Source organism: Mesorhizobium sp. B2-4-6, assembly GCF_006442775.1.
In the GTDB taxonomy this organism is placed as follows: Bacteria; Pseudomonadota; Alphaproteobacteria; order Rhizobiales; family Rhizobiaceae; genus Mesorhizobium.
In genome coordinates, this window is sequence record NZ_VFVI01000009.1 from 177871 (window position 1) to 200715 (window position 22845).

16 protein-coding genes, 1 tRNA gene and 1 pseudogene are annotated in these 22845 nt (G+C 61.8%); 10 read left to right on the forward strand and 8 right to left on the reverse strand.

The features are described from left to right. Positions 1-204: 204 nt before the first annotated feature. From FJ957_RS22120 to FJ957_RS22130, 3 genes are all read right to left on the reverse strand, one after another. Positions 205-290: transfer RNA gene (locus FJ957_RS22120), tRNA-Asn, on the reverse strand. A gap of 122 nt (positions 291-412) precedes the next feature. Next, entirely contained in the window at positions 413-1624 is a 1212-nt protein-coding gene (locus FJ957_RS22125) for a GNAT family N-acetyltransferase (RefSeq protein WP_140834963.1), read from the reverse strand. Between the two features lie 245 nt (positions 1625-1869). Then, on the reverse strand, positions 1870-3825 hold the full coding sequence (locus tag FJ957_RS22130) for a polysaccharide biosynthesis/export family protein (protein ID WP_181180668.1): 1956 nt from the start codon (positions 3823-3825) through the stop codon (positions 1870-1872). 653 nt (positions 3826-4478) lie between these two features. Between FJ957_RS22130 and FJ957_RS22135 the strand changes: the two genes are divergently transcribed. Both FJ957_RS22135 and FJ957_RS22140 read left to right on the forward strand, forming a co-directional pair. Next, positions 4479-5306, forward strand: coding sequence for a response regulator transcription factor (locus tag FJ957_RS22135; RefSeq protein ID WP_140834965.1), 828 nt, complete (start codon positions 4479-4481; stop codon positions 5304-5306). A 354-nt stretch (positions 5307-5660) separates the two neighbouring features. Then, positions 5661-5930 carry a hypothetical protein gene (locus FJ957_RS22140; RefSeq protein ID WP_181177430.1) on the forward strand — a complete coding sequence of 90 codons (270 nt, stop codon included), beginning with the start codon at positions 5661-5663 and terminating at the stop codon, positions 5928-5930. A gap of 348 nt (positions 5931-6278) precedes the next feature. Here the strand turns inward: FJ957_RS22140 and FJ957_RS22145 are convergent, their stop codons facing one another. The 3 genes from FJ957_RS22145 to FJ957_RS22155 all read right to left on the reverse strand — a co-directional run bounded on the left by FJ957_RS22145 (position 6279) and on the right by FJ957_RS22155 (position 8765). Then, positions 6279-7019, reverse strand: a complete 741-nt coding sequence (locus FJ957_RS22145) for a response regulator transcription factor (RefSeq protein ID WP_246685931.1) — start codon at positions 7017-7019, stop codon at positions 6279-6281. 331 nt (positions 7020-7350) lie between these two features. Continuing rightward, positions 7351-8055 (reverse strand): Crp/Fnr family transcriptional regulator, encoded by a 705-nt coding sequence (locus tag FJ957_RS22150; protein WP_140834967.1) that lies wholly within the window; start codon positions 8053-8055, stop codon positions 7351-7353. 485 nt (positions 8056-8540) lie between these two features. Further along, positions 8541-8765 (reverse strand): hypothetical protein, encoded by a 225-nt coding sequence (locus FJ957_RS22155; RefSeq protein ID WP_140834968.1) that lies wholly within the window; start codon positions 8763-8765, stop codon positions 8541-8543. Positions 8766-9109: 344 nt separating this feature from the next. On the opposite strand from FJ957_RS22155, the gene FJ957_RS22160 reads away from it, so the two are divergent. Further along, positions 9110-9340 (forward strand): hypothetical protein, encoded by a 231-nt coding sequence (locus FJ957_RS22160; protein WP_140834969.1) that lies wholly within the window; start codon positions 9110-9112, stop codon positions 9338-9340. 76 nt (positions 9341-9416) lie between these two features. After that, positions 9417-9683 (forward strand): annotated as a pseudogene (locus FJ957_RS22165) (ATP-binding protein); the annotation flags it as partial. Positions 9684-9743: 60 nt separating this feature from the next. On the opposite strand, the gene FJ957_RS22170 reads toward FJ957_RS22165, so the two are convergent. Continuing rightward, positions 9744-11072: an aspartate aminotransferase family protein gene (locus FJ957_RS22170; protein ID WP_140834970.1), complete on the reverse strand. Its 1329-nt coding sequence runs from the start codon at positions 11070-11072 to the stop codon at positions 9744-9746. Between the two features lie 137 nt (positions 11073-11209). Continuing rightward, entirely contained in the window at positions 11210-12187 is a 978-nt protein-coding gene (locus FJ957_RS22175) for a LysR family transcriptional regulator (protein WP_181177429.1), read from the reverse strand. Between FJ957_RS22175 and FJ957_RS22180 the strand changes: the two genes are divergently transcribed. The 6 genes from FJ957_RS22180 to FJ957_RS22205 all read left to right on the forward strand — a co-directional run bounded on the left by FJ957_RS22180 (position 12113) and on the right by FJ957_RS22205 (position 22600). Then, positions 12113-14758 carry an FAD-dependent oxidoreductase gene (locus FJ957_RS22180; protein ID WP_348642564.1) on the forward strand — a complete coding sequence of 882 codons (2646 nt, stop codon included), beginning with the start codon at positions 12113-12115 and terminating at the stop codon, positions 14756-14758. The two genes, FJ957_RS22175 and FJ957_RS22180, sit on opposite strands and share 75 nt — an antisense overlap. Beyond that, a complete protein-coding gene (locus FJ957_RS22185) occupies positions 14755-17214 on the forward strand; it encodes an FAD-dependent oxidoreductase (RefSeq protein ID WP_140834973.1) in 2460 nt (819 codons plus the stop codon). Before FJ957_RS22180 ends, FJ957_RS22185 begins: the two co-directional genes overlap by 4 nt. 17 nt (positions 17215-17231) lie before the next feature. Further along, positions 17232-18791, forward strand: a complete 1560-nt coding sequence (locus tag FJ957_RS22190) for a trimethylamine methyltransferase family protein (protein ID WP_140834974.1) — start codon at positions 17232-17234, stop codon at positions 18789-18791. Between the two features lie 140 nt (positions 18792-18931). Next, a complete protein-coding gene (locus FJ957_RS22195; RefSeq protein ID WP_140834975.1) occupies positions 18932-19894 on the forward strand; it encodes a glycine betaine ABC transporter substrate-binding protein in 963 nt (320 codons plus the stop codon). Between the two features lie 79 nt (positions 19895-19973). Further along, on the forward strand, positions 19974-21062 hold the full coding sequence (locus FJ957_RS22200) for a betaine/proline/choline family ABC transporter ATP-binding protein (RefSeq protein ID WP_348642565.1): 1089 nt from the start codon (positions 19974-19976) through the stop codon (positions 21060-21062). After that, a complete protein-coding gene (locus FJ957_RS22205; protein ID WP_210243254.1) occupies positions 21059-22600 on the forward strand; it encodes a proline/glycine betaine ABC transporter permease in 1542 nt (513 codons plus the stop codon). The genes FJ957_RS22200 and FJ957_RS22205 overlap by 4 nt, the downstream gene beginning before the upstream one ends. Positions 22601-22845: the final 245 nt, after the last annotated feature.

Consider the following 22845-nt stretch of genomic DNA (forward strand, 5'->3'; position numbering starts at 1 on the left):
TCTTGGCAATGAACTCGCGCCCCGTGATCTCCTCCTGTTCTGACGAGTAGGCTGTTGGCCAAATTACTTGGATGCGGAATTGCGTCGGATCAAAGCAGTCTCCGCGCTTCGCTTGCGATGCCAACCGTCAGTTAAGATCCAATTCGGATTACCTCTTCTGACTTATCGATCGGCTATGGTGGCTACGTTGCGACTTGGAATCTATGGCTCCAGCGGTAGGAGTCGAACCTACAAGCCTTTCGGCGTCGCATCAACAGTGCGGTGCGTCTACCCAATTCCGCCACGCTGAAACATAGATTAGACAAATCCAACATCTCCTTTGTCCTAGCCTGCCGAACCTGCCGATCGATGGTCCAAGAGCCTGCCTCAAAAACTTGATACAGAGTGGCAGCTCCTATTTTGCCTCGACACTTCAAGCCGCGGCCTGTCTCATGTGAGTGGCAATGGTCCCTAGCACCCGCTTGGCACCGCGCAGCTTTGCCTCGATGCGGCGCTCTGGACTGTCTCTGCCTATTGCGATCCACGTCAAAGGATGCTCGGCATTGGCCAGGTGTGACTTGTGCCCGGCGGCGCCTGCCAGAAAATCGTAGCCGCGCTCCCCGCGTCCGAAGCTGTCCTCAATAGCCAGCACATGGCTGACAAGCCCGGGTTTGAGCCGGCCGTCGCGCTCAAACAGAAAGCCGCTTTGATAGTTGAGAACACGGCCGTCATGCACGAAATTGTACAAGACACCAATTGTCTGGTCCCCAGCCAGCGTCCGTGAGATGCGGACGGTCCCCGTGGGAACTCCGCGCGCAATGAGGTCCTCGTGAAACCGGCGGAAGCTCGGATTGGCAAAGGATCCCTTGTGTCTCCACCGCGCCTGATGAAGCTCGGCGAGCAAATCAAACGCGGCGAGCGCCTCCGATGTCGCTTCCAGCGTCCGGAACTCAATGGGGCCGCGTTCCGCATATAACCGCATGGCACGGCTTACCGCTTGGCGAGTATTGCGGCCCAGTGTGGCGCGGTAATTTCCGTCTTTCTGCCGGACTTTGGCGAAATCAATCCACCGTGCCGTATCTTCCGCTTTGACCTCGGTAAGGAACCCAGCCCGACCCGCGGTGCGACAAGCGGCCAAGTCGAGGTCCGGATCAATTCCGGAGAGCACCAGCTGGTCAGAGTAGCGCAAGTGATGTGCCAAGGCCTCGAGGCATGCCACCCTGGTGGCATCGGCCAAGGATCGATCCGCAAGAATATTGTTGTACTCGATGAACAATCGATCGAAATGAACGTCTCCGGTTTCATTGAGCAGCCAACGCGCTCGCGCATGCGGCCCGAAACTCCACGCCCTCCGCCGGCAAATAATCGCCAGGCCGACGATCTTGCTTGACGTCCGAGCGACTAAAACGTGGGGTTGCGCCCCCGCCGGGAGATGCCGCAGCCAAGTTCCGATCCAAAGCCAGGACAGATAGAATGAGTGAGTTGCTCGCGCTTCGAGCTCCTTCCAATCGGTCTCAAGTTTCGCGATGTTCTGCAAGATCTCCACGCTAACGTCGATGACCGTATCCTGAGGCATGGCAGGCTCGTCTGAAGCAACACGATAGCGCTTCGCTTCGATAACCGAGATGTCGCCAGATCCTGACATGCCCCGATCTTTCAAATACTTTGCCAATAGAATAGTTTCAGGCCAAAACATTGAAGCAAGGCCAAAAACAAACGACTAAGGCCGTCGCTAGAGAGAGGGCAGCTTCGGTCTTCGACGCCGTGCGATTGGCTAAATACTTCGCCAACGCCCCACGTTATGATTCCAGCGGGACGCGCCCTGGATTACTAGCGTTGCGGCCGCCGGTGGCGAATTGCCATGTCCAGGGCAAAGTCCTTTGCCAGGCATCAATTCGGACTAATCACCTGATCCGCCAGCACGCGGCCAGGCCCTACGTCATTGAGAGTGCTCGCGGCCGGCAAGCTGTCGCCGGTCGGCGACGAGGTTGGGACCGGCGAACCGGCTGGCTCTCCTGGCTGGCTTTCGCCCACGATGATGTTGACGAGGTCACCTGGCCGCAACAGGGTCATCCCGGCGGACTCGATGCTGACCGGCCCGGCTGTCGATTGCCGCACGATTTGATAGGTCACCCTGTTCGCGTTCGTCGCGAACTGGGCCGCAAACTGGGCGCGGGTCACCGGCAACGTGTACAGGATGCCTTCGCTGGCGTTCAAATCGCGTACATTGGCCGCGATCTGGCTCTCCGTCGTCTCAAGCTCGACCTCCAGATCGTTCCTGAGGTCGGCACGGGTTTGCAACACCTCAGCCTCCAGCGAAGCGACGCGCTGCTTGGCGCTCGCGTACTGGTTGCGGGCGTCCCGCCGACGCTGTTCCGCGTCGGACAACTCGCTCTGGGCCTGGTCCATCATCGTCACGTTGAGAACTTTGCGGTCCACGAGCGTGCGCATACTGTTGACGCGCTCCTGGCGCAGCTTGACGAGTTCGTCGAGCGATTCCATGTGTCCATACGCGACGACATCCTGCTTGGCCGCCTCCAGCGCGTTCAGGGTCGCGCGTTCGCGATACTTGCGGGCCATGGCGAGGGCACTACGACGGTCGCTCTGCTCATTGACGAGGTTGGCGGCTTCGGCCGCGCCGGCCAATTCCAGCAACTGGGACGGGATCTTGGGCGCCGTACCGTCACGCTCGGCCTCCAGGACCGCCCCGCGCGCGAGCAGTTTCACCATGGCATCGATCGCCCCGCTCCGCTTCTGGGTTTCACGCACGGCTTCGATCTTCTGCCACGGCTCGCTCTGGCCCTGGTTCAGTCCGCCGGCCAGCGCGATGGCGTGTAGGATCGTCATGCCGGGCGCGTACTTGAACGAGCCTGGATTCTTGACCGGCCCCAGCACGTAAATAGGCGAGCGCTCCAGCGACAGGATGTTGACCAGCCCCTTGCGGCCCAGCAGTAGTTTGAAGGTTTCCACCAGGTTGTCCTGTACTTGCTGCGCCGACCGGTTGGCGACCGGAATGGCGCCAAGCAAGGGCACGGAAATCGTGCCGTCCTCCTGGACAGTATATTCGCCGCTCAGTTCCGGACGCTGCACGATGCCGCTCAGGGCCGAGGCCGAGGACGCGGCCCCCCACTTGTCCTCCTCGACGTCGACTCGCTCGTAGAACGCGAGCTTGAGGCGGTCGCCGACGCCGAACTGGCTACCGGTTGGCACGTCTGGCGCAATGCCGAGCGTTCTGGAACGCTCGGAATTGGTGGCGACAGCAGGGGCGGCGCTCCTTTCGATCGACGCCGCGGGAGGCGAAGCCGGTCCCATGTTGAGAATTTTGGAGCCCTCAGCACGAGAGATGGTAGGTATGGCACTCGGTTCGGTGAAAGCGGCGGCCAACGCCTCCGTTCCAGGCACGATCGCGCGGGACGGTTCGGCCATGGTTTGAGCCGGTTGATCTTGCCAGTTGTCCATGGCAGCAGAGACCTTCTGCGCCAGGGTTCCGGAGACCTCCTGGACCCTCTGCGCCAGGGCTCCGGAGACCTCTTCGGTCCTCTGCGTCAGGGCCCCGGAAACCTCCTGGACCCTCTGCGCCAGGGCTCCGGAGACCTCTTCGGTCCTCTGCGCCAGGGTTCCGGAGACGTCCTGGACCCTCTGCGCCAGGGCTCCGGAGACCTCCTCGGTCCTCTGCGCCAGGGTTCCGGAAACCTCCTCGACCCTCCGTGCCAAGGCTCCGGAGACGTCCTCGACCTTCTGCATTGCGGGTCCGGAGGCATTCTCGATGGCCTCCCAGTTTCTGATCGCGCCCGCTCCCAGGACGGCGACGCTGGAGAGCCCCATGACAAGCAGGACGCCCTTCATGCCGCTCCGGGCCAAATGTGACGAGGAAGCGACGGGTTCGGAGACGGGTTTCGAATTGTATTTTGTCTCTATTGCCATGGCGCGTGACCTTCACTTTTTCAGTGGTGACCATCCCGTCTCGAACTGGTCGAGCCGAGCAAGGCTCCGCCCTATCGTGACCCTTCACCCCCAACGGCACAACTATCCTTTGTGGGCACTCCTTCCGGATAAACACCGCCTGCGCGGACTCGTTCAATGAGCAGATTGCTGCGCCGCAGAAGAACCTCTTTGACGGCAAACGAAACAAGGCGATGGCGAACGGCCGGGATTGGTCAGCCGACGAAGCGTCTCGAACCGCCTGCGGCCCAACATGCATCCGCAGGACGGCTGGGCATCTCCCGATTTCATCGTCTAAAATTTGGAGAACGAGGAGATCACCCATCTACGCCTCCTAGCCGCAAACCCGATCGAGGTTTGAGAATCCGGATCGTCCTCGACGATGCTGCCCTACGCCTAAAGAGGGTATTTGGGCGCCTAAAGAGGGTATCTTGGCATGGGATTTCGTGGCGTAAGGTAATTTAAGCTAAGGAAATTAGGGCGGTTGGCGCGTTGCGTGCCGGGCACGTACGCCGGGTCTTAGGGATGTCGAGCGCCACAGGTTAGAGGAAGTTGTGATGACAAGGCAATCGTTTGTAACAGTGCTTGTCGGGGCGAACGAATTACTTCGAGAGGGTCTCATTCGTATCCTGGATGCGGAAAAATTTCGTATTCTCTCCTCTGCGGCTTGTGTTCACGATCTTCTGCAAAAATCGCTACCTCAGCACCGGCCCGTCTTGCTCATCGTGGATGTCGACGGCACAGGGGAGGATGCCGGATTTGGACAAATTGCAGACTTTAAAGCAATGTATCCGACCAGCCATGTCGTGGCGCTGGCCGATCAGTGCCGATCGAACGATATAGTTTCAGCCTTTCGCGCGGGGGCTGACGCGTATTTGACCAAGACTGCCGCTCGAGAAACATTAATCAAGACAATCGAATTGGTTATGCTCGGCCAGACCGTTTTGCCTGCAGAAACGTCGGCTTTTATTCAAGACATTTGGCCCGCGAAGTATGATTCGGTGCGTGATTTGACAAGCGCGGCTGTTGAAATCGAGAATGAGGAGAGAGAGCTGTCAGCTTTGTCGAATAGAGAAAAATGTATTCTTAGTTGCTTGATTGAAGGAGAGTCTAACAAAACCATCGCGCGCAAAATTGACATCGCCGAAGCTACGGTGAAAGTACACGTCAAGGCAATCCTTCGAAAAATTCGGGTCCGCAACCGTACTCAGGCTGCAGTTTGGGCGATGAATCACGGCGTGCTCACTCCCTCGTCCGGCAATGGCCTGTCAGGGAACGAAAAGATCGCCATTCAGCCCTCCCACGATCAGCAAGAGCTGATTGGAGCACAAAAGGGATACCGCTTTCTCAAGCGCTCATCCGATGTGACCGCCGCCTCTTCTTGAGATGAAGTCCCGCCGGGGTGGTCGTGGAGCAGACCGAGCTTCGTGCGAAATCACAATGTGCCTGCAGCCAACCCCACGCTCGTAGGACAGGGTCGACCGCGAGACATTCGCTGGGCTCGACGGGTTGCGCGGAGTCGACTATTTCGCCACGGCTTTCAGATCAGGCAGGCCAAATTCTTTGGCAGTTTACATTTCGCGAAAAACTAGCGGTGGATCATCAGTGAAAAGGCTTGAACTCGCCCGACGGTGTGCTAACAAAAATTTGTCTGTACCGTCTGGCGAGGAACAGCAGCAGCCCATTCAAAGCCAACAAATTTTCAACATCCTTTTTTGAAGTTGAGAGGATGCATCAAGGTGAGCAACGCACAAATTGCTCCTGGATTTTCGCTCAACGAAGCCCGCATTGGAACGGTCGCGGGCGGAGAGTCGGGACTTCTGGTCTGGAAGTTCGATCAACTGGTTGCAGTCCTTACTCGCATCGACGAGGAAGCCTACTCCACAAAGGGCAAATGGTTCCTTGAGACAGGCTTCGGGTTGCTAAGCGGGCAGCATAAGAATTTCGATACGGTCGAGGAAGCCCTGAGCTGGGTGGGCAGACATACCTTCTCTAGTTCCCTTGACTGATAAGCGGATTTCGGCAACCAGGCGGGGCTGCCGGCAGGGCGGAAGTCGGCGTTTCCTTTCTTGCGCGGTTTCCGACGTAATATCGACCTCATGGCTGGACGGCACGCGCGAGATTGTGCCCCGAGGCTCGGAGCAACGAACAACACCGAAAGGCGCGGTCGGCCCTGGTATGCCAGAGCGCGTTGGGATTTTGTCGGGGTGATGGACCTCAAATCACGGTCAAGGTTGAAGGGCTTTCGCTGAGGCCCGATTGGCGCCAAGCTACCGTGCAGCGACTGAGCGGTTGAAGCGGATGGACGAGACCGGGGCGGCCCCGCGCCAGCCCAGCGGCTCCTCGACCTGGGATCGTCACTTTCGCAGAGCTCCTTCCGCGAAGAGAGCGTTAACCTTGTAGGCGACTTCCGTGCGGTTGGTCGCCTTCAGTTTCTTCATGATGTTTCGGATATGCACCTTCACGGTGCTTTCACGCAGATTCAGCTCATAGGCGATGACCTTGTTGGCTTTCCCGCGGCGGAGCGCTTGGGCGACCTCGGCTTGCCTTAGAGTGAATATTCTCGACAAAGGCTGCACGTCGCGGCTTTCTGACTCGATCAGATGCCGCATGGAGAGAACGCTGCTTGCCGGAACAAAGATACCTCCGGCTGCAGCAAGGTTGATTGCTTCGACACACACATCGATACCGACTGAGGTCGGAATGTAGCCTCGTGCGCCACATTCGAGTGCTGCCAATATCTGTGCAAGGTCCTCGTTGTCCGCCAGGATAACTACAGGGATCGATTTGAACTCAGACGATATGCGCCTGATCTCGTCTGCCGTGACATGATCGGTGACTTTCCGACCGCCAAGGTTGAAGAGTATGGCGACCAGCGGGGGGGCTGAGCCCTTCTTCATGCGCCATTCTTCGATCGAACCCATGGCTGCGACCGCCATGCCGAGTTCGTGGTCTACGAGGGCCGATGCGAGACATTCTCGGTCCAAGGCCCTTCCATCCAGTATGAGCAGGCATTGATCATGATGAGCATTTTCGGTTCCGTTACTCGAAACCCTAGGCTGATTCAAAGAGGTAACCAGTCCGGCTGAGGAACTCATATTATCCACCCTATTGCCCACGAGCCGCCTCCAGCGGCCGACCATCCCTTGTTCTAGAATTTGGAAAAATGATCCTGCCCGTCCAGTTTTAAGGCTGGATCGCTTCACCCTGACCACACAGCCGTTCCCGCCTACCCCAGCGAAGAATGGCCAACGTCACTCTAGGGCGGTGTTATTAGCGGTCGCTAACCTAGATTAATTTTTAGTAAATTTGGGAATAAGCGGAGCCGACCAGGCCTTGAAGACGCCGCGCCGCACGTTCCCAGCCACGCCGCTATGCCTGCTGCTTGAAAACTGATCGCGGAGGCATGCTGGATGCGCCGGGAGAAATCTAGCTGAGGTACTCTTTCTCAAACCCGGCCAATTTCACGAGATTCTTGCGGTTGAGAATCTCGACATGACCGGCCTTGAACGAGACAAGACCGGCACTGCGGAGTTCCCTCAAAGTCCGGTTCACGTGAACGGGGGTCATTCCGAGGGTGTCCGCCAGTTCATTCTGAGTGAGAGGGCAGTCATACTTCCCGCGAGCGGACAGGCCAACGTTGGAGAGCCTTTCCTCCAATTCGAGCAGGAAATGGGCGGTCCGGCTCATTGCGTTGCGCCGCCCGACATTCACCAGGTGCTCGGCTAGAATGGCATTCATCCGTGCCAAGGAGTGGGCAATCTTGCTGCCGAAAGTAGCTTCGGACAAGATTCCCTCGACCAAGGCCTTCCTTGGTATCGGGTAAACAGTCGCGTCGGTTATGGATGCTAGCGAAGCGAACCGTGGTCCGTCTACGGAGCGGAAGCCGACAATGTCTCCCCAAAGGGGAGTGTCAACGATCTGCCGTTCTCCATCCGGCAGCTCGCGATAGAGCAGGGTCCAGCCTGACTTTACGATGAATATCGTATCGTTGTCGTCATCCTGGCGACATATGATGGAATCGGGTTTGTAGGCCCTTGCGGTAACAGCCAGAACATGGTCGTTGACCCACTCAGTCTTCGACCGCGTCCCCCCAACCGGACGTGGGCCTATGAATTGCGTCAATGTCTGCATTGAGACCAGCAGTTTCCCCAACTCGACCACAACCTACAATAGTTAATTCTTGAACGCCAGATGTGAGCGGCTTCACAATGAACTGGCTATGGTTGCAACGCCCGATGGACACTTCTCCGACGGCTGTAACGCCCCAACGACTTCGAAGTTCCGTATCAGTCTCCTAAGGTGGAGAAATCGGGAGCCGATGTCTTCGGCGGGATAGTGCGGCCTCAGGCGAGGCGTGATTTACAACCGCCTGGCTTGTGCATTCGCGTCCAAAACGCGATTTGGCCGGTTGCGGAAAGTCGCAGTTGGAAATTTGCACGCCTGGCATCAAGAATGGCCGGGCAGGGCGGCTACAATATATGTCTCCCAGAAATGTGCAGCGATTCTGGGAGGCATGCATCAAAACAAAGGCCTAAGCGCGTTCCCCTGAATCCTCTTCAGCGGCTCGCTTTGGCTATCGCAGCCGTTGTCGATGAATGCATATGACGTTTCGGTCTTCAGGCGTTTCCCATGGGAGCGGCCTTGCTCAGCCATTGAGGATCGAGAGCCGTATCGCCGGGATGGATAGGGGCTTCGAAGGCATCGATCAGGGTTTTTGCCGCCCTGCCTGCAAGGTGGGATTCTGCGTACCTGGCTTGGACAGCCCGGGCGCGGTCGTAAACTTCTTTGAGTTGCCGGACCTCCTTAGCTCCCAACGTCCCACGCATAATCTGCTTGGCCATACCGTTTCTCCTCCTGTATTGGAACGCCAAGCATATCGCCGTCGTTGCCTGTCAGCGCTGCCCTTCGCGCCCGCGCGAAAACGCGAAAAGACGGGCCAACCTTGCTAACGGCCTGAGATCACCGGCAAAACCAACGCGCCCGGTCTCGGCAGCCAGTTGCTAGCGCTCTTGGCAGGCATCTTGTCGCGCCCAGCGCCCAGACGGCCGATCCCAGCGAGAATAGAGTTTACATGGTTGCGAAGACTCCGGGCATCCGCCCTGGCTAAGCTTTAATGCTTACCGCCGGGCCTGACGTACACAGGTTCCTTCTGAAGGAGTATCCGCAGCCATCCTTCTGCTGCGGGATGTCGGCTACGCCCTTTGGCTCCCTGATCCACGAGAAGAAGCTCGGCGACCCGCAGGCGCTGCTTCCCGTGCTTGAGGCCGTGGTCCGGTCGGGCAAGCCGCTGCGGATCATCGCCGAGGATGTCGAGGGCCAGGCTCTGGCCACGCTGGCGGTCGACAAGCTGCGCGGCGCGCAACTGATCTTCGGCAGACGCGGCGGCGCGATCCGACGCCGGCCGTCACCATCCTGATCCCGGACGCTCTTCGCCTGCAACACGAGCCGCAGGCCGACTGCGCCCGCTACGACAGCCTGGGGAGGGCAAGCTGATGGAACGCACGCAGGTTCTGGACCCAATGGGGACGCTGAAGCTCTACGGGATGCGGGGCGGCTATGACGAGGTCATGGCGACAGGCATCAAGCGCCAGCACGAGCCGCCGAGGATCGTCGGCGATCTGCTGTCGGCCGAGATCGCCGAGAGGCAGGCCCGCTCCATCAAATACCAGCTCACCGTCGCCAAGCTGCCGATCGCCAAGGACATCGATGAGTTCGACTTCGACGGCACGCCGGTCAACGAGGTGCTGGTCCGGGACGTACCGTCGACGTGAAACACGACCAGACAGGATCACTGCCGGTGACGCGCGTTGCACAGTCCGTCATGGTGCTATTGCAGCGAAGCTTCTTTCGAACCGATCCACGACATCATCGACATCCGCCATCGCCAGGCAAAGCGGCGGGCACATCCGGATGACGTTCCGGTAGGGTCCGGATCGGCTGGCGACGAGCCCGTTGCGGCGCGTTTCCTCGAAGACAGCGAGCGTTTCCTCCGGCGCCGGCTCTTTCGTCGCGCGGTTCTTGACGAGCTCGATCGCAAGCATCAGGCCGCGGCCTCTGACGTCGCCGATGATCGGATAGCGCTCCTTCAGGTCCTCGAGCCGCCCCTTGAGCGCACCACCGACGGCCCGCGCGTTTTCCTGCAGCCGCTCCTCCCGCATCACTTTGAGCACGGCCCTGCCGGCCGCGCAGGCGACAGGATTCGCTCCGTAGGTGTGGAACAGGAACTTGTCGGCCATCGTTTCGGCAACGTCGCGCTTGGCGATGACCGCGCCGAGCGGGATGCCGTTGCCCACGCCCTTCGCCACCACCACGATGTCGGGCACCACGCCATGCGATTCAAAGGACCAGAAAGCGTCGCCCGTACGCCCGACGCCGGCCTGCACCTCGTCGACGATGCAAAGGCCGCCTGCGGCGCGCACGCGCTCGAACGCTCCGGCGATGTAGCCTTCGGGGATGGGGACGATGCCGCCATAGCCTTGCACGGGTTCGATGATCATGCCCGCCAGCCTGCCGCTCGTCGACGTCGCGATCGCCCGGTCGATCTCCTTCAGGTAAGGCTCCACGCCTTCGCCGTGAATGCCGCGATACTGGTTCGGCTCGGGCACGAACGTCACGCCGCCAAGCTGTGGAACGGAGTGACGGAAGCCGGCTATCCCCGTCACCGACTGCGCGCCGAAGGTGGCGCCGTGATAGCTGGAGGCGAGCGCCAGCATGTCGATGTTGTGGGTGTGCGAACGCGCCATCAGAAGCGCGAGGTCGATCGCTTCGGCGCCGGAATTGGTGAAATGGACGACCCACTCATGACCAGCCGGCATCGTGCCTGCCAGTTCCTCGGCATATTGGGCCGGCACCGGATGGTAGAACATGGTGGTGCAGTGGGTCAGCTCGGCGACCTGTTCGCTCGCCGCCTTGACGACCTGCGGATGGGCATGGCCGACCGAGATGCAAAGGTTCATTCCAAGCAGGTCAATGTATTTCCTGTCCTGCTCATCCCACACATATTGCCCGCGGCCACGCTTGATGATCAGCGGATCCTTGTAAGGAACGAATTTGCGCTGGGAGGCGGAGTAGAAGCGGTTCCTGCGGTCGACGATACTTTGCGTCGACCAGTCGACCGCGAGCGGTGAATGGGTATGAGGAGCGTTCATATCTTGGCCTCCCGGATTGGACGGGAGCAGGATAGAACATGGACGCGCGCCGAAGGCATCCGGCAAAATCATCCATCAGGATAACTGATGCAGCCGATTAGCAGCTGGCGGATCTGACGAGGGCAATGCGGTCCGCCTCATGTTGAAGCGACGGTTGAGTCCAGAGCGTAGTGGTCGGGAGGCAAATCGGGCAGGCGCTCGTTTATCGTCTGCTTCAGCACTTCGGCGGTACGCGCGGCAAAGGCCTCTGGCAGATCCCCAAGCTCGCGTTCGCGCGCAACCAGAAGGATGTTGCGGGACAGGCTGGTGAACGGCAGCGGATGGATGTCGATTTCCATGCCCTCGGCAAGGCCGTCGATGAGCAGGGTCGGCGTCAGGATGGCGAAACCCATGCCTGCCGCAACCGGCGCCATCACGACGCTGGAGCGGTCGCCCTCCATTGCCCGCGGCAATTCTATGCGCAAGCGGCTGAGATGCTGGTCGACCCGCAACCCGACCGGCGTCTCCCTGGAGAAGCGCACGAATGCGAGTTTTCTGGCGAGCTTGGCGATGTCGCCGACATCGCCGGCAAAACCTTTCGGCGTCACCAGCAGGAATTTTTCCGTCATGACCGGGTAGCGCGTCAGCCCCTCGATCTCGAACAGCTCGCCCGAGGTTACCGCAAGATCGGCGCGGCGTGCCCGAAGCAATGCGACGTGGTCGGTGGCAAGCCCGGCAAAGAGGCTGAGTTCGGGAATGCCGAAATTCTTGCGCGCCAGCACGGAAAGCGCCGGCGCCAGCGTGGTGGCGATCGACGCCAGCAGCGCCACCCTCAGCAGCGGCAGCGGCGCGGCGTTGATGCGGCGGGCGTCGGTGCGCAGCCCCTCGACTTCCGCCAGTATCGCGGTGGCCCGGCGATGCAGCGCGATCCCGGCCTTGGTCAGCTCGATGGGCCTCAGATTGCGGTCGATCAGGCTGACGCCGAGGGCCGTTTCCAGGTTCTTCAGATGCTGCGAGGCGGCGGACTGCGTCATGCCGAGCATCTGCGCGGCCTGCGTCACGTGCCGCGTTTCGACGACGGCCGCGAAGACCTCGATCGATCGAAAAAGGTTGAAGTCGAAACTGCCGCTCTTCACCAGGGCTCCTTCGCGGGACCGTACATAAGTTTTGCTAATGTTGCAGAAATCCCATTGAGCGCAAGCCTGCTTGGCGGGAAAGATCGCCCCGTTTTCGACGGCAAGGGTATCGCATCGGTGAAGCAAGACGCTCGGATCGTTATCATAGGCGGCGGCGTGATCGGCTTGAGTGTCGCCTATCACCTTGCCGAGCTTGGCGTTACCGACGTCGTTCTCATCGAGCGCAACCAGTTGACGAGCGGCACCTCCTGGCACGCGGCCGGGATCGTGGGGCCGCTCAGGGCAACGCTCAACCTGACGCGCCTGGCGCAATACGCGACCGAACTGTTCCCGAAGCTCGAAGCGTTGACCGGCCAAACCTCAGGCTACCGGCAAACCGGTGGAGTCTGGCTGGCGCGTCGGGAAGAGCGGATGAGCGAGCTTAAACGCATCGCGCATATGGGTGATGTCTGTGGTCTCCAGGTGGAGATCGTTGGAGCGGATGTCGTCGGCGAGCGAGTTCCAGGAATTGCGCTGGACGGGCTCGCGGGCGCGCTTTGGGTCGAGGAAGACGGGCAGGCCAATCCGGTCGATATCTGCGCGGCTTATGCCAGGCGGGCACGCGCCGCCGGAATCCGGATCCTGGAAGGAACGGCCTGCAGCGGCTTCGTGATCGAGAAAGGCCGCGTCGCCGGCGTCAAGCTCGCCTCTGGCAGGACGATCCGTTGCGAGGTTGCGGTGAACTGCGGCGGCGCCTGGGCAAGGCAGATCGGGGCCATGGCCGGCGTGCCGGTGCCGCTGCAGGCAGCCGAACATATGTATGTGGTGACAGAACCGGTGACCGGGTTGCCCAATCCTTTCCCGATCGTGCGCGACCTGGACGAGGGCATCTACGTCAAGGGCGATTCCGGCAAGCTGGTGCTTGGCGGCTTCGAGCCGAACGCCAAGGTCCTCGACGTCACCGGCCCGGCTGGCGACAGGCCCTTCCTTGAATTGCCGGAAGACTGGGACCAGTTCGAACCCTTCATGTCGGCCGGGTTGCGGCTCTTTCCTGCCCTTGCCGAAACAGGCATCCGCCACTTCATGAACGGGCCGGAGAGTTTTACGCCGGACACCCAGCCGCTGATGGGCGAGTCGCCCTATCTGCGGGGCTTCTTCGTCGCCGCCGGATTCAATTCGACGGGCATGATGTCGTCTGCCGGTGCCGGCAAGGCGATGGCCGAATGGATCGTCGATGGGGAGCCGGGTCTCGATCTGTGGCCGCTCGATATCGCGCGGTTCGACCGCAGCGCCGCGTCCCGCGCCTTCGTGCAGGTGCGCATGGAGGAATCGGTCGCCGACCTCTTCGGTATGCATTGGCCCTACAAGCAGTCCCGTGCCGGACGTGGGCTGCGCCGTTCGGCGTGGCACGGCATGCTAGCCGGGGTCGGGGCAGTCTTCGGCGCGCCGACCGGCTGGGAACGACCGCTCTGGTATGCCCACAATGAAGTCGAGCGCGAGCCGCGTTACACCTTCGGCAGGCAGCACTGGTGGCCGGCGGCTGAACGCGAGGCGGTGGCCATGGCAAGCGGCGTCGGTCTGTTCGAGCTTTCCCCGTTCACGAAGCTCGATGTCACCGGGCGCGATGCGGCGAAATTGCTGCAACGGCTTGCAGCCAACAATGTCGACGTAGCGGAGGGCAGGGCGGTTTACACGCAGATGCTCAACCGTCATGGTGGGATCGAGGCCGACGTCACGGTCACGCGTTGCGGCGAGACCGCTTTCAGGATCGTCTCCGGCGCGGCCACCCGGCAGAAGGATTTCGCCTGGATTGCCAGGCATGCCAGCGATCTCGGTGTCGACGTGTCGGTGTTCGACGCCACCTCGGCCGAAGCGGTTCTCGGCGTCATGGGGCCACGCTCCCGCGAATTGCTGCAGCAACTGACCGACGCGGACTTGTCGGAAGCGGCCTTTCCCTTCTCGACCTCACGGCGCATCGACATCGGCATGGTCGATGTGCGGGCCACACGGGTCAGCTTCGTCGGCGAGCTTGGCTATGAGCTCTACGCTCCCGTCGAATGCGCCGAAAGCCTGCTGTCGACCATCCGGGAAGCCGGCACGGCGCATGAGGTGGTCTTTTGCGGCCATTATGCGCTGGACGGCTGCCGTCTGGAAAAGGGTTATCGGCACTGGGGCCATGATATCGGGCCGAAGGAAACGCCGATCGAGGCCGGACTGGGCTTTGCCGTCTCCTGGACGAAGGGCGATTTCATCGGCCGTGAAGCCCTCGAAGCGCGCAAGGCGAAGGGCTTTGGACGACGACTGCTGCATTTCGCGGTCGAAGGTGCCAATCCGCTTCTGCTGCATGACGAGCCCATCTATCGGGACGGCGAGTTCGGCGGACTGACCACCTCGGGCGGCTTCGGTTTTCGCACGGGTCTGAGCCTCTGTCTCGGTTATGTCGCCTGCGACCCGGGCGAGACCAAGCAGCAATTGGCCGCATCGAATTTCGAGATTGCGGTCGCCGGGCAGCGCTTCGGCCTGAAGCTTCTCGAAAGACCACCCTACGATCCAACCGGCGGCAGAATGCGCGGCCAACAGGAGACATTATGAGACAGCATGCCCGCGTCGTCGTGATCGGCGGCGGCGCCATGGGGGTTTCCCTTCTCTATCACCTCGCCAAGCGGGGCTGGAGCGACGTAATGCTTGTCGAGCGGCAGGAACTGACCGCGGGCTCGACCTGGCATGCCGCCGGGCTTTGCACGCACTTCGCCCACAACGCCACGATCATGGAGATGCGCGCTCATTCCGTGCGGCTCTACCGCGAGGTGCTGACGGCCGAAACCGGCCTGCCGACCGGCTTCCATGCAAGCGGCGCCCTGCGCGTGACGCGATCGCCCGAGCGAATGGCTGAGTTCCGTCATGTGCAGGGCCTTGGCCGCTTCGTCGGCCATGACTTCAACATCCTGACGCCGGCCGAGCTGAAGAAAATATATCCGCTCTGCGAAACCGACGGCATACTGGGCGCCTTCCATGAGCCGAATGACGGGCATGTCGATCCGACATTGGCCACCAACGCGATGGCTGCGGGCGCGCGTTCGCGCGGCGCAGAAATCGTCCGGCACAATCCTGTGCTGTCGATAGAGCGCACGGCTTCGGACGAGTGGCTGGTCCGCACCGCGCAAGGCGATATCAGGGCGGAGCATGTGGTGAACGCCGCCGGCACCTGGTGCCGCGAGGTCGGCACGATGATGGGCGTCGACTTGCCCGTCGTGCCGATGCAGCATCAATACGTCGTCACCGATACCGTGCCTGAAATTGCCGCGCGCATCGCGGCCGGCGAAAAGGAACTGCCGATCATCCGCGATCCGGAGGAAAGCTGGTATCTGCGGCAGGAGCGGGATGGCTACATCGTCGGGCCTTACGAGAAGGCGGCTCATCCATGGGCGATCGACGGCGTGCCGCCCGAGTTCGGAATGGAGCTGCTGCCCCCCGACCTCGACCGCGTCGAGCACATCATCGCGCTGGCGATGGAGCGCGTGCCGGCGCTCGCCAATGCCGGCATCAAGACCGTGGTCAACGGTCCGATCACCTTCACGCCGGATGCCAATCCGCTGGTAGGCCCGGCTTTCGGCCTCAGGAACGGCTGGTTTCTGACGGGGTCGAGCATGGGTGTGATGGAAGGTGGCGGAGCCGGCGCCTTCCTTGCCGACTGGATCGTCGACGGCGAGCCCCCGCGCGATGCGCTGGCCATCGATCCCCGGCGCTTCGGCAACTATGCAGACCGCGACTATCGCGTCGACAAGGCGGTGGAATGCTTCGGCCTGCAGTTCGGCGTCCACTACCCCTACGAGGAACGTGAGGCGGGGCGTCCGCGCCGCACCACGCCGGCGCTTGATATCCAACTGTCGCAAGGCGCGGTGCTGGGCGCCGCCTATGGCTGGGAGCGGCCCAACTGGTTCGCGACAGCGAGCATCGACCGCGACCCGCCGCTGACGTTCAAACGCCCGGGCTGGCTTGGCGCGGTAAAAGGGGAATGCCTTGCCGTGCGCGACGGCGCGGGCGTCATCGACCTTTCGGCGTTCTCGAAGTTCGAGGTGAGCGGGCCGGACGCCGAAGCCTTCATGGCTTCCTTGGGCGCCAACACGCCGCCGTCGCGCCTCGGCCGCATCGGCCTCATTCACGTTCTGACCGAGAGAGGCGGTGTCGCGTCCGAGTTCACGGTCACACGGCTCGAGCAGCACCGTTTCTACCTGACCAGCGCCGCGCTGGCTGAACGGCATGACGAGGACCTGCTTCGCGCCCGGTCGGCATCGTTTCCGGGCGTCGTCATCGAGAACATCACCGAGAGGCGGGGTGTGCTGGGCGTCATGGGGCCGAACGCGGCCGAGATCCTGCAGGCGGTCAGCGAGGTCGATTTCTCGAACGCGGCTTTCCCTTGGCTGTCGGCACAGACGATCAGGATCGCCGGCATCAAGGTGACGGCGCTTCGGGTGTCCTACGCCGGCGAGCCGGGATGGGAACTGCATGTCCAGTTAGCGCAGTTCCGGCGGCTCTACGAGACGATCGCCATGGCGGGGGCGAAACACGGCCTGCGTCCCTTCGGCGTCTATGCCTTGAACTTCATGCGGCTGGAGAAGGGTTATCGCGGCTGGGGCGCGGACCTTACGACCGAGCGCACGCCGCTCGAGGCCGGGCTGAGTGCCTTGGTCAAGGCGGACGGACGTTCCTTCGTCGGCCGCGATGCCATGCTCGAGCGCCAGAAGGCGCGTCCCTGGCGGATGGCGCTCCTGGAGATCGAGGACGATGGCGAACGGCTTCCGTTCCACGGCCACGCCGTCCTGAGCGATGGCCGGCCCGTCGGCGTCATCACCAGCGGGGGCTACGGCTTTCGCACGAACAAGGTGCTGGCGCTCGCCTATCTCAGGCCAGGAGTATCCGAACGTGCGTTCGGCGTATCGATCCTCGGCAACGAACTCGCGGCCCGAGAGCTGGAAGAAGCTCCGTACGATCCGCGAAATCTGCGGCTGCGCGGGATGGGTCGCTTGCAACCCGCGACGTCGCTTTGAACGTCTGGAGAGGCACTATGGAAGATGTCGTCACACCTGGCGAGGCAGCACCCCCAGCCCGCACCCGTGGCCGCGCCGCGCGTCTCGTGCAACGCGGCGCGCAAGAACCGCGCCGTCCCTACCTCAGCCGCCGGATCGGGACGTTCAACATTCTCGACGAGGAGGGGCTGAGCCTGATCGAGGCCAATGCCGACCGCCTGCTCAAGGAGGTCGGCATGGAATTCCATGACGATCCGGAAATCCTCGATCTCTTCCGCGCCGCCGGAGCCGATGTGAAGGGAACGCGCGTCCGCTTCGAGCCCGGCATGTGCCGCAAGCTCATTCGCGCGACCGCGCCGCAACAGTTCAAGCAGCATGCCCGCAATCCGGCCAACACCGTCGTGATCGGCGGCGACAACACGGTGCTTTGCCCATCCTGGGGCCCGCCCTTCGTGCACGATCTCGACCGGGGCCGTCGCTATGCGACGCTGAACGACTTCCGCGACCTGGTGCGGATCCACCAGATGATTCCGTACCTGCACCATTCCGGAGGTGTGGTGTGCGAACCGGTCGACCTCCCGGCGAACAAGCGCCATCTGGACATGCTCTACACGCATGTGCGCTACTCGGACCGCCCTTTCATGGGAGCGTTCATCGGCTCCATGCGGGCGCAAGACGCGGTCGATATCGCCAAGATCGTCTTCGGCGAGGCGTTCGTTGCGGAGAACGCTGTGCTCTACAACGTCAGCAACACCAACGCGCCGCTGGTGCTCGACGCCAATATGTCGGGCTCGCTCAAGGTCTACGCGCGCAACAACCAGCCGGTCGCCTGCACGCCATGGACGCTCGCCGGCGCGATGAGCCCCTGCACCGTCGCCGGCACGCTGGCGCAGGTGCTGGCCGAGGCGCTCGCGTGTCTTTCGCTCGTCCAGCTCATCAATCCGGGAGCACCCTGTCTGATGGGGAGCTTCGCCAGCACCATCTCCATGCAAAGCGGCGCGCCGACTTTCGGCACGCCGGAAGCGGCAAAGATGGTTCTGGCGGCGGGCCAGCTGGCGCGAAGGCTCGGGGTTCCGTTCCACACCGTCGGCACGCTCTCCGCATCCAAGCTGCCCGACGCGCAGGCGGAGCAGGAGGGGACGTGGGGTCTGCTGATGTCGCTTCTCGCCGGCGCCAACGTCATCAACCACGCGACGGGATGGCTGGAAGGAGGGCTCGTCACTGGCTTCGAGAAGACCATCATCGATGCCGATCTTTGCGGCAAGGTGATGAGCCTGTTCGAGGGCATCGATCTGTCGGTGAATGCGCAAGCTATGGAAGCCATCGAGGAAGTCGGGCCGGGGTCTCATTTCCTCGGCAGCGCCCATACGCAGTCGAATTTCCTGTCGGCTTTCTACCGCTCGACGATCAGCGACAACAATTCGTTCGAGCAGTGGAATTCCGAGGGCGGACTGGATGCCGCCCAGCGCGCCAATCGCCAGTGGAAGAAGCTTCTGAGCGACTATGCGGACCCCGGCCTCGACCCCGCGATCGATGAAGAACTGCGGGCCTTCATCGCCAGGCGCAAGGAGAGCATGCCCGACCAGGATTATTTCTGAGCGTTAAAAGCACTTTGCGCGTCAAGACCTTATGCGAGTCATCGTTTTTCCTAATGCAGAAGAATAAGGGATGGATTGCCTGCCGGTTTCGCTAACCTGATGCCAAGATCAACAAAGACATCAGGATTGGGGAATCCGTCATGAAACCTTATCTTCTCGGACTATCGGCCATAGCGCTCGCGGGCTCGATGACATCGGCTTTTTCGGCCGACGTCACGATGCCCGATCCAAACTACGCGACCGCTACCGCGGTGATGAATGTCATCAAAGCTGCGGCGGAGCAGGAATTCGGCCTGCAGATATCGACGGTCACCACCACCGCCGTGCCGGTAATCTGGGAAGCGATGGACCGCAACAAGGGTGAGGTCGACATATGGCCGGACACCTGGCTTCCCAACCAGCAGGGTCTCGTCGATAAATACGTCAAGGACAAGAAATCGGTTAAGCTGGCGGAGAACAGCTACGAAGCCCAGCAGGGCTATTGCGTCACAGAAGTCACCTACGACAAATTCGGCATCAAGAATGTTTCGGATCTGGCCAATCCCGACAACGCCAAGATCTTCGACCGTGACGGCGACGGCAAGGGCAACATTTGGATTGGAGCGCCGGGCTGGCAGTCGACCAACATCGAGAAGGTTCGCGCCCGGGACTACGGCTTTGCCGATTTCTTCAACCTGGAGGCGACCGACGAGGCGATTTCGAACGCCACGCTCGACACCGCGGCCAAGCAGGACAAGCCCTGGGTTGGATATTGCTACGGACCGCACCAAAATTTCGCCCGCTACAAGCTGAAATTCCTCGAAGAGCCGGCATATGATGCGGCCAAGTTCGTCGTGGTCCAGGCAAACGAAGACCCGCAATGGTTCGAAAAATCCAAGATATCGTCGGCATATGCCAAGACGACCGTTCACATCGCCTACGCCTCGTCCTTGGCCGATCGCCAGCCGGACCTCGTCGCCGCGCTCGAACGCATGCAGTTCAATCCTGACGATGTGAGCAAATGGGCATACTCCATCATCGTGGACAAGAAGCCTGCCGACGAGGTGGCGAAGGATTGGATCAAGGCGAATCCCGAAACGGTTTCGAAGTGGTTCGGCCACTGAACGACAGGGCAAAACCTCCTGGTCGTGACGGCTTCGCGGTGACCATGCGCGAAGCCGTTTCGCATGGAGGTTGGGGGCGATGATGCAAGCGCATACGCCGGCCTCCTTTTCGCGCGACGCCGCGAAGGGTTCGGACGCCGCCATCGTCATGAAGGCGGTGTGGAAGGTTTTTGGCGCCCGCGAGCGCGAGGCCATCTCGGCCATCCGCAGCCAGGGGCTCGACAAGCAGCAGGTCGCCGAGCGCTTCGGCTGCGTGGTCGGTGTCGCCGGCATCGACATTTCGGTTGCCCGCGGCGAGATCTTTTGCGTGATGGGTCTTTCGGGCAGCGGAAAATCGACGCTGATCCGCCACATCAATCGCCTGCTTGAACCTTCGTCGGGCGAAATCTTCATCGATGGCGAGAACATCCTGGCGAAGACGCCGGCCGAGCTTCGGGCGTTGCGTTCGCGCAAGATCGGCATGGTGTTCCAGAGCTTCGGACTTCTGCCTCACCGCACGGTCCGCGACAATGTCGCGCTGCCGCTCGAAATCCAGGGTGCGACCAAGCAGCGTCGCTACGACGTCGCCGAAGCGGCACTGGCGAAGGTCAATCTGTCGGGTTGGGGGGACCGCTACTGCCAGGAGCTTTCCGGCGGCATGCAGCAGCGTGTCGGACTGGCGCGCGCGCTCGCGGCCGATCCCGCGATCCTTCTGATGGACGAGCCGTTCAGCGCGCTCGATCCGCTGATCAGGCGGCAACTTCAGGACGAGTTCGTGGCGCTTTCCAAGTCGATGGGCAAGACGGTGATCTTCATCACCCACGACCTCGACGAGGCGATCCGCATCGGTGACCGGATCGCCATCATGAAGGACGGCGTGATCATTCAGACCGACACGCCGGAGGAGATGGTCACGGCGCCGAAGCACGACTATGTCGCCAGGTTCATCGCCGATATACCGCGCCTCAACGTCATCACCGCCCGGCGCATCATGCGGCCTGTCGCCGAGGCTGGCCCGCAGGAGCACAAATTGCGCAGGGTCGCCGAGCAGGATCTTCTGTCCACCCTCGTGGACATCGCCGCGGCCTCGCCGGATCCGCTGGCCGTCGAGGACGCAAAAGGCAACATTGTCGGCATCGTCGACCGACAGTCGATCCTCAACGGCTTGAGAAAGGCGGACACGGCGTGAACACGCATCTGCCCCCAAGTCCCGACGGGATGATCCAGCCTCAGGCCGGGTCGGAGGACGCGCTCGCCCGCGAATTCGCGGTCCAGGCTGCCGACTACTATGTCCGCGCGTTTGCAAGGATCAGGAACGCAACCGGAAGAGCCTGGTCGTTCAACCCGGCCGCCGCACTTTTGGGGCCCGTCTGGGCGGCTTCGCGCAACCTGCTGCTCCTGTTCTGGATAACGCTCCTGCTCCACATCGCGGCCGTCGCGCAGATCAGCATCGGCGCCTCCGGCAATCAGGGGGCCGCGGAGCAGAGTCGGGCCGAGCGTCTGACGCAACAGGCCGAGGAGCGAGCCAAGCAGGCGCAGGCCGCCAAGGATTCGGGCGCCGCCAACGCCGATGGCCTGGATAAATCGGCAAAGGCTCTTGAGCGCGCCGCGACCCAGGCCGTGGCCGCCGCGACGGCGGCGCGCGCGCAAGGTCCGCGCTTCCTTGCAACAGGCCTGGCCACGCTGCTGCTGAGCGCCGCGCTCAGCGGGCTGCTTGCCAACGGCATGCTTGAACGCCGTTTTACCCGATGGCGTTCGGATCGAACCATTCATCGCGGTCGCAACCACGTGCTCGCGTCATTTGCCACGCTTTTCTGCGTCGCGATTTTTGCCCTCACGGCCTATCGTTTTGCCGCGGCCGTGCCCGCGCCGTGGCTGGCGGCGGCGCCGTCGAACAGGAGTTGGCAGGCGGCGCTGTCGTCCGGGCTCGATACCGTGATGCACCAGATCGCGCAGTCGGGTGACACGTTCTTCAGTCTCGTCACGCGCGGCCTGTCCGGCTTCCTCGATGCCTTGGCCTATGCGCTCACCGCCATGCCGTGGCCGGTGACGATGGCGCTGATCCTGCTGCTTGCCTGGCAACTCGCCGGTCCCCGCGTCGCCATCTTCACCGGCGCGGCACTTGCCTATCTTTCACTGCTAGGTTTCTGGGAAAAAAGCCTCGACACGGTCGCGCTGCTCGGCACGGCGGCGATCCTGTGTCTGGCGATCGGCATTCCGCTCGGCATCTGGTGCGGACGCCGGCCGCGCGTCGATGCCGCCATCCGTCCGGTCCTGGATTTCATGCAGACCATGCCGGCCTTCGTTTACCTGATCCCCGTCATCGCGCTTTTCGGCATCGGCAAGCCGCCGGGCATCATTGCCACGCTGATCTTCGGCACGCCGCCCGTCGTGCGCCTGACGGCGCTTGGCCTGCAGGGCGTTCCCTCCAGCATTCGCGAGGCCGCGCAGGCCTATGGCGCGACGCGATGGTTTCTCCTCACACGGGTAGACCTGCCGCTGGCCAAGCCCTCGATCATGGCCGGCATCAACCAGACCATCCTGATGTGCCTTTCCATGGTCGTCATCGCCTCTCTGATCGGAGCCAAGGGCCTCGGCGAGGATGTGCTGAACGCGCTGCAATACGCCGCCGTGGGGCAGGGGCTTCTGGCAGGCTTTGCGATCCTGCTATGCGCGATGGTGATCGACCGCATCGTCCAGGGCAACGCGTCGCAGTCGAGCAAGTAGTTTCGACAAGACCGGGTAACGACGGGACTCTCGGAACGAAGCCAAGAACTGGCGCTCGAAGAACGATCTCGACCGGCATCCGGCGATGCCTCATCTGAAGCCGCTGTTTGATCGGCTCGGTCAACTGCTGGCGAGTCCGTTGAGATCCGGAACTTTGTGACGCTCAGCCGGATGGCTGTCGACGTTTCAGCCCATCAGCGTGCCGACAGCTCACCAATGACGACACGATGAACGATCGTTCCGAA